The sequence below is a fragment of the Stenotrophomonas sp. YJH_SMC_48-3 genome (assembly GCF_059369375.1).
The window spans coordinates 1-13,788 of the sequence record NZ_JCAFSQ010000007.1; the positions used below are offsets into that span (position 1 = coordinate 1).

The window sequence follows — 13,788 nt, forward strand, 5'->3', positions numbered from 1 at the left end:
ATGGGCTCGGCTCTACAACCGACCGCCCCGCCCGTGTAGAGCCGAGCCTACGCTCGGCTCACGCGCGCAGCGCGGCTTTATCGCAACCCGACCGAAGAGCAGCCGAGCATGGGCTCGGCTCTACAACCGACCGCCCCGCCCTTGTAGAGCCGAGCCTACGCTCGGCTCTACTCTTCCTCTTCCGGCACATCCTGCGGGTTCAGTGTCTTGCTCTCCCGCTTCGGCGCGGTGAACGGCGTCGGCGTCGGCACGCCTTGGCCGGCGTTGCCAAACACCATCTTGGCGCCGGCATTCAGACCACCACCAGCAATTTCCAACTCGAAACGCTCGGCATCGCGGCGGCGGATCTGCTCGGCAATCTCCACCGCGTCATCCTCATCCGCACCCAGTTCCACCAGCGCGGCCTGGCCGAACAGCACCGCCGATTCAAACGTCTCGCGGATCTGGAAATCGACACCGGCATGGATCAGCCGCAGCGAATGCTCGCGGTCGAACGAGCGCACCATCAGCTTGGCCTGCGGGAACTCGTGCGACACCAGCTCAACAATGCGATCAGCCGCCTCGGCCTTGTCCACGCACACCGCAATCGCACGTGCGGTGGCCGCGCCGGAAGCATGCAGCACATCCAACCGCGTGCCGTCGCCGTAGTAGATCTTGAAACCGAACCGCGCCGCGCTCTGGATCATCTCCACATCGTTGTCGATGATGGTCACGTCCACGTCGCGCGCCAGCAGCGACTGGCTGGCGACCTGGCCGAAGCGGCCGAAGCCGATCAGCAGCACACTGCCGGACAGGCCCTCGGCCTCGTCCACGCCGTCCATGTTCACCGTCGGCTTCGGTGCGATGCGCTTGTAGAGCAGCACCACCAGCGGGGTCAGCGCCATCGACAGCACCACCACGGCGGTGAAGTTGGCATTGATCTCCAGGTTGATCACACCGGCCGATGCCGCGGCGGAGAACAGCACGAAGGCGAACTCGCCGCCCTGTGCCATCAGCACGCCACGGTCCAGCGCCTGCGCGTGGTCGCTGCCCATGATGCGTGCGACCACGTAGATGCACAGCGCCTTGGCCGCCATCAACGCCAGCACCAGGCCAAGGATCAGCTGCCAGTTGCCGGCCACCACGCCCAGGTCCAGCGCCATGCCCACGCTGAGGAAGAACAGGCCGAGCAGGATGCCGCGGAACGGTTCGATGTCCGCTTCGATCTGATGGCGGAAGGTCGACTCGCTCAGGAGCACGCCGGCCAGGAACGCGCCCATCGCCATCGACAGGCCGGACAACTGCATCAGCAGCGCCGCACCCAGCACCACCAGCAGCGCGGCGGCGGTCATCACCTCGCGCGCCTTCGACTCGGCCAGCACGCGGAACAACGGGTTGAGCAGGAAGCGGCCGACCAGCACCAGGCCGACGATGGCACCCACACCGATCGCCACCGACAACCAGCGCGAACCCTCGCCGTCGGCACTGCCCGCACTGGGGCCCATCCAGGCTACCAGCGCCAGCAACGGCACGATCAGCAGGTCTTCGAACAACAGGATGGAGACGATCTTCTGCCCCGACGGCAGCGCGATGTCACCGCGCTCGGCCAGCAGCTGCATCACCACTGCGGTGGAGGTGAGCACGAAGCCGGTGGCACCGATGAAGGCCACCTGCCACGGCAGGCCGAACAGCTTGGCGATGCTGGTCAGCACCAGCGCACAGGTGACGATCTGCAGCGTGCCCAGCCCGAAGATCTCCTTGCGCAGGCTCCACAGGTGCGAGGGCCGCATTTCCAGGCCGATCACGAACAGGAACATCACCACGCCGAGTTCGGCGGTATGCAGGATCGCCTGCGGGTCGGAGAACCAGCCCAGCCCGAACGGTCCGATCGCCAGGCCGGCAGCGAAGTAGCCCAGCACCGAGCCCAAGCCGGCCCGGCGGAACAAAGGCACCATCACCACCGCCGCGCCCAACAGGGCCACGACCTTGACCAGCTCGCTGGTCGCTGCTTCTACCGCCATGCGGTGTGTTCCCCGAGATCCAGAATCGAGTTCAACAATAGAGCAATGCCGATGACGGCAATAGCACGCATGTTGCGCCGGATTGTCTTGGAGGTGGAACGATGATGGGCGCCCGCCCCGGCATCATCCCGAAACCGTTGCAAGTCGCTGTAGAGCCGAGCCCACGCTCGGCTGCTCTTCGTGCCGAGGCCAGAAGCAGCCGAGCATGGGCTTGGCTCTACAGTAGATCCACGCCATGCGTGGATGACGCACAGCCGCCGCGCCCCGGTAGATCCACGCCATGCGTGGATGAATCCCCGGCCAGCCTCACCCACCCCGGCAGAACGCGGCGTAATCGATATACCCCGGGAACGGCACGCCCGGCGCGCACACCGGGCAGTGCGGGTCCGGCCGGATGCCGGTCTCGCGGAAGCGCATGCCCAGCGCATCGAAGCGCAGCAGCCGACCCACCAGCGGTTCGCCGATGCCCAGCAGCAGCTTCAACACCTCGGTGGCCTGCAGGACGCCGGCCAACCCGGGCAGCACGCCCAGCACCCCGGCCTCGGAACAGTTCGGCGCGAACTCCGGCGGCGGCGGTTCCGGGAACAGGCAGCGGTAGCACGGCGCCACGCCACGCTGGCGACCGGCGTCAAACACGCTGACCTGGCCGTCGAAGCGCTCGATGGCGGCATACACCAGCGGCTTGGCGTGCTTGATGCAGGCGTCGTTGAGCAGGTAGCGCAGCGGGAAGTTGTCCGACCCATCCAGCACCACGTCCACGCCCTCCAGCAGCGCATCCACGTTCTCGGACGTGACCCGCTCGGGAACGGCCTCGACGTCGATCGACGGGTTCAACGCCAGCAGCCGCTCGCGCGCCGAATCGACCTTGAGCTGGCCCACGCTGGCTTCGGTATGCACGATCTGCCGGTGCAGGTTGCTGCGTTCCACCCGGTCATGGTCGGCGAAACGCAGGTGCCCTACCCCAGCTGCGGCCAGGTAGAACCCAGCCGGTGCGCCCAGCCCACCCGCGCCCAGCACCAGCACGCGCGACTGCTGCAGCCGGCGCTGGCCGGCCTCGCCCACCTGTGGCAGCAGCAGGTGGCGCGAATAGCGATCAAAGAAGTCGCGGTCGGCGGCGCTGGCCAGCGGCTGCACCAGCGGCAGCGACTGCTCGCGCCAGGCCACGGTACCGCCGGTCACGGAAGCGACGTGGGTGTAGCCGGCCTGCAGCAGGAACTGCGCAGCATCGGCCGAGCGCTTGCCGCTCTGGCAGATCAGCAGGATCTCCTGGTCGCGCTGCGGCAGATGCGCGGCCGGGTCGGCCTGCAGTTCGCCCTTGGCCACGCCACGCGCGCCCACGGCCATGCCGCCGGCCCGTTCGTGCGCCTCGCGCACATCGATCAGCACCGCGCCATGGGCCAGGCGCTCGCGTGCCTGTGCGGGGGAAAACTCTTGGATGCTCATGGCCGCATTATCGCGCACGTGGCGGCAGGCCGCGTTGACCAGAATCTGTAGAGGCGAGCCCATGCTCGGCTGGCGCGCGTAGCGCGCCTGCGGCAATGCGCGAAAAGCAGCCGAGCGCAGGCTCGGCTCTACAGGTCCACCGCAAGCCTACGGTAGCGCCAGCCCCGCGCCCGGGATCAGATCCCATTTCCCAACAACGAAAAAGGCGGCCCTGCGGCCGCCTTTCTCTGAATCACTTGCCCTTGACGTGCTTCATCAAGCGCCGCTTGGACTTGATCTGCCGCTCGGTGAGGACGTTCTTCTTGCCCTCGTACGGGTTGGTACCCTCGCGGAAGATGAAGCTCACTGGCGTGCCGATCAGCTTGAAGCGCTTGCGGAAGAAGTTCTCCAGGTAGCGCTTGTACGACTCCTGCAGCTCCTTCAGGCGGGTGCCGTGCACAATGAAGGTCGGCGGGTTGGAACCGGCCGGGTGCACGTAGCGCAGCTTGGAGACGTGGCCGCGGATGGTCGGCGGCGGGTTGGTCTCGTAGGCCACTTCCAAGGCCTTGTTCACTTCGCTGGTGGTGAAAGTCTTGTTGGCCGACTCGTGCGCACGGTGCACCGCACGGAACAGCTCGCGCAGGCCCGAGCCGTGCTTGGCCGAAATGCGCACCGATTCGGCCCACGGCACGAAGCCCAGCTTCAGCGACAGCATGGTCTCGGCCTGCTCGCGCTGGTACTCGGTCAGGCCATCCCACTTGTTGATGGCGATCACCAACGCGCGGCCGGCGTCGAGCACGGCACCGAGCACGGTGGCGTCCTGGTCGGTCACGCCTTCGGTGGCGTCGAGCATCAGCACGGCCACCTGGCACTGCTCGATCGACTGCATGGTCTTGACCACCGAGAACTTCTCGACGACCTCGTCCACGCGCGAGCGACGGCGCAGGCCGGCGGTATCGATCAGGCGGTACTCGCGACCGTCGCGCTCCAAGTCCACTGCGATCGAGTCGCGGGTGGTGCCCGGCACGTCGGAGGCGATCATGCGCTCCTCGCCGAGGATGCGGTTGACCAGGGTCGACTTGCCCACGTTCGGGCGGCCGACGAAGGCGATGCGGATGCGGTTCGGATCGTTGTCCAGCTCTTCGCCGCTACCTTCTTCCGGCAGGCGCTGGATCACTTCGTCCAGCAGGTCGTCCAGGCCCTGGCGATGCGCGGCCGAGACGGTCAGCATTTCGCCGAAACCGTAGCGGGCGAACTCGGAGCGGACGCTGTCCTCGTCGGTGCCGTCGATCTTGTTGATCAGCAGCAACGTCGGGCGCGACAGCTTGCGCAGCCACGCCAGGATCTCGTCGTCCAGCGCCGAGGTGCCCTCGCGGGCATCGACGACGAACAGGATCAGGTCCGCTTCGGCAGCCGCCGCACGCGCCTGGCGGGTGGTGGCACCGGCCAGGCCTTCGTCCTCACCGGCAATACCGCCGGTATCCACGACGAGGAAATGATTGTCCTCGTCGAGGCGGCAGACGCCGTAGTTGCGATCACGGGTGACGCCGGGCTGGTCATGGACCAGGGCGTCACGGGTGCGGGTCAACGCATTGAAAATGGTCGACTTGCCGACATTCGGCCGTCCAACCAGGGCGACCAAAGGCAGCATCGCGAGTACTCCGTATTAATTTGCCAACCGGAAGGCGGTCAGCTTGCCATCCACGTTCTGCACCAGCAGCACCCCGTCTGCGACGACCGGCTGGGCCAGCAGGGCGTCACCGCCACTCTTTGCCCGTGCCGCCATCGCACCATCGGAGGCCTGCAACCAGTGCACGTATCCCTTGTAGTCGCCGACCACGACGTAGTCGCCATGCAGCGCCGGGCCGGTCAGCGAGCGACGGGCCAGTGCCGTCTGCGACCACATGGCTGCGCCGCTGGCCTTGTCCAGGCCGAACACGCCGCCCTTGTTGTCGGTCACGAACACATTGCCCGACGACACCGCCACGCCACCCGCACCGCCGTGGTCGCGCGCCCACAGCGGGCGACCGGTCGGGCCTTCGATGGCCATGGTCTGGTTCTTGAAGCTGCTCACGAACAGGGTGTTGCCATCCAGCACCGGCGCGCCGTCCACATCGGCCATGCGCTCCAGCTCGGTACGGCCTTCACCGTTGCCCACGTTCTGTTCCCACAGGGTGCGGCCATCCTGCTGGGCCAGGGCGGCAACCGCGCCCTCGTCCTTGCCGATGAACAGCACGCCCGGGCCGGTCACCACCGGTGCGTTGCCACGCACGGTCAGCGCCGGCAGCTCGCTCGGGTTGAACCACTTCTGGGTGCCGTTGCCGGCATCGAACGCAGTGATACGGCCGTCGTTGCTGCGCACGTAGACCGCGCCCTGGGCGATGGCCGGCGCGGCGATGACTTCACCCGGAACACGGGCGCGCCACTTTTCGCTGCCGTCGTTGATGTCCAGCGCGATGACCTGGCCATCGAGCGTGCCGATCACGACCAGGTTCTCACCGACACCCGGGCCACCGGACAGGCGCAGCTTGGCCTTCTTCTTTTCCTTCTGCGGCTCCCAGGTCCAGACCTTCTTGCCGGTCTGCAGGTCGATGGCGTGCACGCCACCGGTGATCGCCGCAGCGAACACGTGGCCGTTGGCCACGGCCGGGCCCTGGCGCACGCCGATGCGGCGCTCGCCCTTGCCGAGGTTGACCGACCAGGCCTTGTTGACCTTCAGGGTCGGCTCGAACTTGACCAGCTCAGCCGGTTCCTGTGCCTTCTTCGCGGCCGCGTCCTTGCCGGCGAACCAGCCCTTCATGGTGCTGCAGCCGGTCAGGGCCATGCCCATCAGGAGCACGGTGGCGACGCGGGTGATCATGACCTTCTGACTCATCAAACCGACTCCGCAGGGGCGGCGACGGTGCCGCCGGCGTCCATAACCTTGGTTTCCAGCAGGCGCCGCTGCGGCGCTGCCACGTCCAGCGTCTTCAGCGCCTTCTCGTACTGTGCGCGGGCCTCATCGCGCTTGCCCTGCGCCATCAGCGCATCGCCATGGATTTCCAGGCTGCTGCTGTCGGTGGCGCTGCCCAGCAGCTTGATCGCCTCGTCGCTCTTGCCGGTGGCCACCAGCAGGCGGGCCACGCGCTGGTCGACCACGCGCTGCAGGTCACCTTCAACCTTCACGCCGCGCAGGGTAGCCAGGGCTTCTTCGTTCTTGCCGGCGTCGACCTGGGCCTTGGCCAGCTGCAGCGCCGCCAGGTCGCCGTAGATGCTGGACGGGCCGGCTTCGAGCGCCTTGACCGCCTTGGCGGCGTCGTCGAGCTTGTTCTGCTGCAGGCCAACGAGCGCCTTCTGGTACTCGACATTGGCCGAGGCCAGCTTGCCGCCCTGATCCTTCTGGTACCACTGCCAGCCGGCAATGGCACCGATGGCGATGACCACGCCACCGAGGATGCTGGCGCCATTCTTCCGCAGCCAGCTGCGGACGCGTTCACTTTGTTCGTGCTCGTCGAGCAGATCGTCGATCGCCATGCGTACTCTCGCCCCGCCCATCGGGAGGGACCATTGGAATTAATCGAAGGTGGTGAAACCGCGCCTCAGTGCGAAACCGGGACTACGGAGCCTTCAGAGGATACCTGAAAGCGTGCCACGTTGGCTCGCTGGTAGGGGGTCAGATCGACGATAGCGCCGTTCTGCTGAACCTGGACCGCCGAGGCGTTGCCCAGGGTCACCCGGGTCACCTGGCCCGGCGTGAAGCTGCGGCTCTCGCCGGATTTGATCAGCGCCTTCTCGACAGTGCTGCCGTCCGGGCCGCCGATATCGACCCAGCTGTCGCCGCTGAACTGCATGTCCAGCGTGTTGGCGGCAGCCGCTGGCGCGGGGGCTGGACGCGGCACCGGGGCCAGCGAGGCCACGTACGGGGTGGCGGCCGGCTTGCTGGCCGGGGCGCTCGCCACTTCAGCCGGCGCCGAGGGCTCGACACCCGCAGCGGACGGGGTTACCGGCACGGCGGCCGGGATGGCGTCCAGCGAGGCGGTATTCGGCGACGGGGTGGCACTGCCATCGAAATGGCCACGGGTGGCAAACCACACCGGCACCGCCAGCACCGCGGTGATGCCGACATACAGCACGCGACGGCCGAGATTCTCGGCAATGCGGCGCGCACGCGGGGTATGGGTATGGCTGACCAGGGTAGGCGGCACCACCGGGCCGACCTGGGCCTGCTCCAGCAGCTCTCCCACGTCCACGTCCAGAAGCCGCGCGTAGCTGCGCAGCTGGCCGCGCACGAACACCGGCGCGCCAAGCTTCTGCCATTGTTCTTCTTCCAGCGACCTGACCACCTGGACCGGCATGCGCAGGCGCGAGCCGACATCTTCGAGGGTCAGTCCGGCCGCCTCGCGGGCCTGGCGCAGGCGGGTGCCGCAGCCGGCCGCAGTCTCGAGAGCGCTCACAGTCTGGTCATCAATCACAATGCATCAACCCTGGAGTTAGGAGCCCGCTTCCTGCGGAAATTCCTGTCGAATCCGCTGAAGATAGCGATCAGATGCCGCCCGATCACCCAGCCGCGCTTCGATTTGAGACGCAAGTTGTAACACGGAACGCGTTGCGGGTGCAGCCGCAATCCTACGTTCGGCGAAGGCCCGCGCCTCCATGAAGCGGCCCTGGCGGAAGCTGAGCTGGGCCATCGCCTCCAGCGCGACCGGGTTTCCCGGCAGCACCGACAGCGCCGCGCGCAGGTCGCCTTCGGCACGTTCAAGTTGGCCAGCGTCCAGTGCACAGCTGCCGGCATTGGCCTGGGATTCGGCCGGTGTGGCGTAGCCCGGCGCCTGCAGCGCTCGATCGAACCACGCCAGCGACTCGGCCGGCCGCCCCTGCTGGCACAGCCACGCCCCGTAATTGTTGAGGATGTCACCGCGCTGCGGCGCCTGTTCGGCCGCCCTGCGGAAGCTCTCGCCCGCTTGCTGGCTCCGGCCACGGCGCTCATCGATGCCGGCCAGCAGCACCAGCGCATCCGGCGAGTCGGGCGCCAGCTTCAGCGCCTCGCGCGCCTTGCGTTCGGCCGCATCCAGGTTGCCGACCTGCATGTCACGGGCAGCCAGCGCCAACAGATCCTGCAGGCGCACCTGGCGCCGCACGCTGTCCGGATCGCGCACCGAATAGACCGGCGCTTCGCTGGGGCCCAGCTTGGCCTTGGGTTGGGATTTGCAGCCGCCGACCGCAACGGCCAGCACGCCTGTGAGAAGCGCCAGCCAGAGGCGGTCAGGCCGCGGCATCGCTCCCCTTCCCCGCCTGCAGCGTCTTGTTGAACTCCGCCTGGCGGCGGGTGCGGTCCATCACCTGGCCCTTGAGCTGGCCACAGGCGGCGTCGATGTCGTCGCCACGGGTGCGGCGGACCATCGTCAGCACGTTGCTGTCGAGCAGGATCTTCTGGAAGGCGCGGATGTTGGCCTCCTCGGAACGCTCGTAGCGGGTGCCCGGGAACGGATTGAACGGGATCAGGTTGACCTTGCCCGAATCCTTGGCCTGCACCGCGTTGTCGAACTGGCGCATCAGGCGGGCCAGCTCGCGGGCATGCTCGGGCTTGTCGTTGACGCCCTTCATCAGGGTGTATTCAAAGGTGACCGATTCGCGGCGCTTGTTGGCGCGCAGGTAGCGTGCGCACGAGGCCATCAGCTCGGCGATCGGGTACTTCTTGTTGAGCGGCACCAGCGTCTCGCGCAGTGCGTCGTTCGGCGCATGCAGCGACACCGCCAGCGACACGTCGCTTTCGGCAGACAGGCGGTCGATCTGCGGCACCAGGCCGGAGGTCGACAGGGTCACTCGCTTGTTGGCCAGACCGTAGCCCAGGTCGTCGCGCATCACGCTCATGGCGCGCACGACGTTGTCGAAATTCATCAGCGGCTCGCCCATGCCCATCATCACCACGTTGGTGAGGCGGCGCATCTGGTGCGGCACGTTGCCCAGGTGGCGTGCGGCAACCCACACCTGGCCGATGATCTCGGCGGTGGTCAGGTTACGGTTGAAGCCCTGGGTGGCGGTGGAGCAGAACGTGCAGTTCAGGCCGCAACCGACCTGCGAGGACACGCACAACGTGCCGCGGGTCTTGTCCGGGATGTACACGGTCTCGATGGCGTTCTTGCCATCCACGCCCATCGCCAGCAGCCACTTGTGGGTGCCGTCAGCGGAGGGCTTGTCGAACACGATGTTCGGAACCAGCACCTCGGCATGGGCCTGCAGCTTGGCGCGCAGGACCTTGCCGAGGTCGGTCATTTCATCGAAATCGGTGACGTAGCGATGGTGGATCCACTTCATCACCTGATGGGCACGGAACTTCTTCTCGCCGAGAACCTCGACGAAAAACTTCTCCAGGCCCGCGCGATCGAGGTCGAGCAGGTTCTGCTTGCCAGCCGTGGGTGCCGACTTCGGCAGCGGCTGGATGGCGGGGGACTGTACGACCTCGTTCACGGCATTACTCTCAGCGCGAGACGACTTCGGTGGCGGCGAAGAAGTAGGCGATCTCAATCGCGGCATTCTCGACCGAGTCCGAGCCGTGTGCGGCGTTGGCATCGATGGATTCGGCGAAGTCGGCGCGGATGGTGCCCGGCGCGGCTTCCTTCGGGTTGGTGGCGCCCAGCAGGTCGCGGTGGGCCAGGACGGCGTTCTCGCCTTCCAGGGCCTGGATCATCACCGGGCCGGAGATCATGAACTCGACCAGCGCGTTGAAGAACGGACGCTCGCGGTGCACGGCATAGAAGCCTTCGGCTTCACGGCGCGACAGCTGCTTGTACTTGGCGGCCACGACCTTCAGGCCGGCCTTCTCGAAGCGGGCGTAGATTTCGCCGATGACGTTCTTGGCAACGGCGTCCGGCTTGATGATCGAAAGGGTGCGCTCCAGCGCCATGGGATGTCTCCAATGGAATCGGGCCGCTGATGGCCCGAAGGGTAACATGAAAAAAACCCGCGTCGGGACGCGGGCTTAGCCTGATAAACGTAGGCGAATTGTAAAAGATAACGTGGCCGGGTGGTAGAGGGCCATGTGGCCCTGTTGTAGCGCCGAGCCCATGCTCGGCTGGCCTTTGGGCCGAAGAGCAGCCGAGCGCGGGCTCGGCTCTACAGGTTCAGGTCCACCCATTCACCCACCTGAGTGAAATCTGACCGGAGCGGCCGATTCTGCTGCACTGCAAAATGCCATACGGTACCGTCTGGTCCTAGTATCAAACAATCGTTTGATTAAGGTCTGCCCGCCGATGGCCAAACCCGCCCACTTCTCGACCAAGGACCGGATCCTCGGCGCGGCCGAGGAGCTGTTCGCCCAGCACGGCTTCGCCGGCACCTCGCTGCGCCAGGTGACCAGCCAGGCCGACGTCAACATCGCCGCGGTCAACTACCACTTCGGCTCCAAGGAAAACCTGGTCAACGAGGTGTTCCGCCGCCGCATGGACGAGATGACCGGTGCGCGCCTGGCGCAGCTGGAGCGGGCCCGCAGCGAACACCCCGGCGAACTGCGCCCGGTGCTGGCCGCCTTCGTCGAGCCGGCCCTGGCGCTGGCCCAGGACCGCCAGAACGGCGGCGCCTTCGTGCGCGTGATTGCCCGCGCCTACGCCGAGAAGAACGACAACCTGCGCAAGTTCCTGTCCGACCACTACGGCCACGTGCTGCGTGCGTTCGGCAAGGCCATCGGCGAGTGCGTGCCCGGCCTGAGCAAGGAAGAGTTGTACTGGCGCCTGGACTTCCTGGCCGGCTCGCTCACCTATGCCATGGCCGACTTCGGGCTGATCAAGCGTCCCGCCGGTGTCACCGAAGCGGCGCATCGTGCCCATGCCGCCCACGAACTGATCCATTTCGCCGAAGCCGGGTTCCGCGCCGCCGCACGTGCCAGCGCCCTGCCCGCTTCCCTTTGATTCCACCCAGTAACTGCTGACCAACAAAGGCCCTACACCATGTCCAATTCCCTGCTAGTCCGCCGCGCCGCCGTGCTGGGTGCCGGCGTCATGGGTGCCCAGATCGCCGCCCACCTCACCAACGCCGGCGTCGACACCGTGCTGTTCGACCTGCCTGCGAAGGAAGGTCCGGCCGATGGCATCGTGCTGAAGGCGATCGCCAACCTGGGCAAGCTGAGCCCGGCGCCGCTGGCCAGCAAGTCGCTGGCCGAAGCCATCACCCCGGCCAATTACGACTCCGGCCTGGAGCAGCTGAAGGACTGCGACCTGATCATCGAGGCCATCGCCGAGCGCATGGACTGGAAGCAGGACCTGTACAAGAAGATTGCGCCGTTCGTGGCCGACCACGCGGTGCTGGCCTCCAACACCTCGGGCCTGGGCATCAACAAGCTGGCCGACGTGCTGCCCGAACAGCTGCGCCACCGCTTCTGCGGCGTGCACTTCTTCAACCCGCCGCGCTACATGCACCTGGCCGAGCTGATCCCGGCCACCACCACCGACGCCGCCGTGCTGGAAGGCCTGGAAGAGTTCCTGGTCACCACCCTGGGCAAGGGCGTGGTGTACGCCAAGGACACCCCGAACTTCATCGGCAACCGCATCGGCGTGTTCTCGATCCTGTCCACCATCCACCACACCCAGCAGTTCGGCCTGGGCTTCGATGAAGTGGACGGCCTGACTGGCCCGCTGGTCGGCCGCCCGAAGTCGGCCACCTACCGCACCTCCGACGTGGTCGGCCTGGACACCATGGCCCACGTCATCAAGACCATGGGCGACACCCTGCCGAATGACCCGTGGCATGAATTCTTCAAGTCGCCGAAGTGGCTGGACGCGCTGATTTCCAAGGGCGCGCTGGGCCAGAAGACCGGCGCCGGCATCTTCCGCAAGGTCGGCAAGGACATCGTGGTACTGGATCTGGAGAAGCAGGACTACCGTCCCGCCGACCGCACCGCCGCACCGGAAGTGGTCGAGATCCTGAAGATCAAGAACCCGGCCGAGAAGTTCGCCAAGCTGCGCGAGAGCCAGCACCCGCAGGCGCAGTTCCTGTGGGCGACCTTCCGCGACCTGTTCCACTACAGCGCCTACCACCTGGCCGACATCGCCGAGACCGCGCGCGACGTCGATCTGGCCATCCGCTGGGGTTACGGCTGGTCGCTGGGCCCGTTCGAGACCTGGCAGGCTGCCGGCTGGAAGCAGGTGGCACAGTGGATCGCCGATGACATCGTGGCCGGCAAGAGCATGAGCAGCGCCCCGCTGCCGGATTGGGTGTTCGATGGCCGCGACGGCGTGCACGCCGCCGAAGGCAGCTACAGCCCGTCGCGCAACGCCAAGCTGCCGCGTTCGTCGCTGCCGGTGTACCAGCGCCAGCGCTTCCCGGATCCGCTGCTGGGCGAGCAGTTCGCTCCGGGCGAAACCGTGTTCGAGAACGACGGCCTGCGCATGTGGCACGACGGCGATGGCATCGCGGTGGTCAGTTTCAAGACCAAGATGAACACCGTCTCCGACCAGGTGCTGGACGGCCTGCAGGAATGCGTCAGCCGCGCCGAGAAGGACTTCCAGGGCCTGGTGATCTGGCAGCAGAAGGAACCCTTCTCCGCCGGCGCCGACCTGGCCGGTGCGCTCGGCCTGCTGCAGGCAGGCAAGGTCGACCAGTTCGAAGAAATGGTCGCCAACTTCCAGCGCACCAGCCAGCGCATCAAGTACTCCCTGGTGCCGGTGGTGGCCGCCGTGCGTGGCCTGGCCCTGGGCGGCGGCTGCGAGTTCCAGATGCACAGCGCCAAGACCGTTGCCTTCCTGGAAAGCTACATCGGCCTGGTCGAAGCCGGCGTCGGCCTGCTGCCGGCCGGTGGCGGCCTGAAGGAACTGGCCGTGCGTGCCTCGCAGACCGCGGGCCCGGGCGGCGACGTGTTCGCCGAACTGAAGAAGACCTTCGAGACCGTGGCGATGGCCAAGGTGTCCAACTCGGCGGTCAACGCCAAGGAGCTGGGCCTGCTGCGCAGCACCGACAAGGTGGTGTTCAACAGCTACGAGGCCCTGCATATCGCCAAGGCCGAAGCACGCGCCCTGGCAGAAGCGGGCTACCGCCCGCCGCTGCCGGCACGCCGCATCCAGGTCGCCGGTGACGTGGGTATCGCCACCTTCAAGATGATGCTGGTCAACATGCTGGAAGGCCGCTTCATCAGCCCGTACGACTACGAGATCGCCGAGCGCATCGCCACCGTGCTGTGCGGCGGCAAGGTCGACCGCGGCACCCTGGTCGACGAAGAGTGGCTGCTGACCCTGGAGCGCAAGCACTTCGTCGAACTGGCCCAGCAGGAAAAGACCCAGGCCCGCATCGCGCACATGCTGAAGACCGGCAAGCCGCTGCGTAACTGATCGCCCATCCCTGCTTCCGGTGGGTGCCGACCGTTGGTCGGCACTCCGGCTAAAAAATTCAAGAGATCACT

Annotated in this window: 11 protein-coding genes; 2 read left to right on the plus strand and 9 right to left on the minus strand. The window is 66.7% G+C overall.

What is annotated here, in order from left to right; all coding sequences use genetic code 11:
- Positions 1-167: 167 nt before the first annotated feature.
- The 9 genes from AC5P65_RS12160 to ndk all read right to left on the minus strand — a co-directional run bounded on the left by AC5P65_RS12160 (position 168) and on the right by ndk (position 10,305).
- Positions 168-2,000, minus strand: a complete 1,833-nt coding sequence (locus tag AC5P65_RS12160) for a monovalent cation:proton antiporter-2 (CPA2) family protein (RefSeq protein ID WP_495215592.1) — start codon at positions 1,998-2,000, stop codon at positions 168-170.
- Positions 2,001-2,306: 306 nt separating this feature from the next.
- A complete protein-coding gene (moeB, locus tag AC5P65_RS12165) occupies positions 2,307-3,443 on the minus strand; it encodes a molybdopterin-synthase adenylyltransferase MoeB (protein WP_495215593.1) in 1,137 nt (378 codons plus the stop codon).
- A gap of 232 nt (positions 3,444-3,675) precedes the next feature.
- Entirely contained in the window at positions 3,676-5,073 is a 1,398-nt protein-coding gene (gene der / locus AC5P65_RS12170; RefSeq protein ID WP_019661312.1) for a ribosome biogenesis GTPase Der, read from the minus strand.
- A 15-nt stretch (positions 5,074-5,088) separates the two neighbouring features.
- A complete protein-coding gene (gene bamB / locus AC5P65_RS12175) occupies positions 5,089-6,297 on the minus strand; it encodes an outer membrane protein assembly factor BamB (RefSeq protein ID WP_019661311.1) in 1,209 nt (402 codons plus the stop codon).
- Positions 6,297-6,935 carry a YfgM family protein gene (locus tag AC5P65_RS12180; protein ID WP_019661310.1) on the minus strand — a complete coding sequence of 213 codons (639 nt, stop codon included), beginning with the start codon at positions 6,933-6,935 and terminating at the stop codon, positions 6,297-6,299. Before AC5P65_RS12180 ends, bamB begins: the two co-directional genes overlap by 1 nt.
- A gap of 65 nt (positions 6,936-7,000) precedes the next feature.
- Entirely contained in the window at positions 7,001-7,873 is an 873-nt protein-coding gene (locus tag AC5P65_RS12185; RefSeq protein WP_019661309.1) for a RodZ domain-containing protein, read from the minus strand.
- An 18-nt stretch (positions 7,874-7,891) separates the two neighbouring features.
- Positions 7,892-8,677, minus strand: coding sequence for a type IV pilus biogenesis/stability protein PilW (pilW, locus tag AC5P65_RS12190; protein ID WP_111103163.1), 786 nt, complete (start codon positions 8,675-8,677; stop codon positions 7,892-7,894).
- Positions 8,664-9,869: a dual-specificity RNA methyltransferase RlmN gene (gene rlmN, locus AC5P65_RS12195; protein WP_111103165.1), complete on the minus strand. Its 1,206-nt coding sequence runs from the start codon at positions 9,867-9,869 to the stop codon at positions 8,664-8,666. Before rlmN ends, pilW begins: the two co-directional genes overlap by 14 nt.
- 10 nt (positions 9,870-9,879) lie before the next feature.
- Complete coding sequence (gene ndk, locus AC5P65_RS12200) at positions 9,880-10,305, minus strand: nucleoside-diphosphate kinase (protein ID WP_005409295.1); 426 nt, start codon at positions 10,303-10,305, stop codon at positions 9,880-9,882.
- A 346-nt stretch (positions 10,306-10,651) separates the two neighbouring features.
- Here ndk and AC5P65_RS12205 point away from each other — a divergent pair, with 346 nt between their 5' ends.
- Positions 10,652-11,305 (plus strand): TetR/AcrR family transcriptional regulator, encoded by a 654-nt coding sequence (locus tag AC5P65_RS12205; protein WP_049453251.1) that lies wholly within the window; start codon positions 10,652-10,654, stop codon positions 11,303-11,305.
- Between the two features lie 39 nt (positions 11,306-11,344).
- Positions 11,345-13,717, plus strand: coding sequence for a 3-hydroxyacyl-CoA dehydrogenase/enoyl-CoA hydratase family protein (locus AC5P65_RS12210; RefSeq protein ID WP_495215595.1), 2,373 nt, complete (start codon positions 11,345-11,347; stop codon positions 13,715-13,717).
- Positions 13,718-13,788 lie beyond the last annotated feature (71 nt).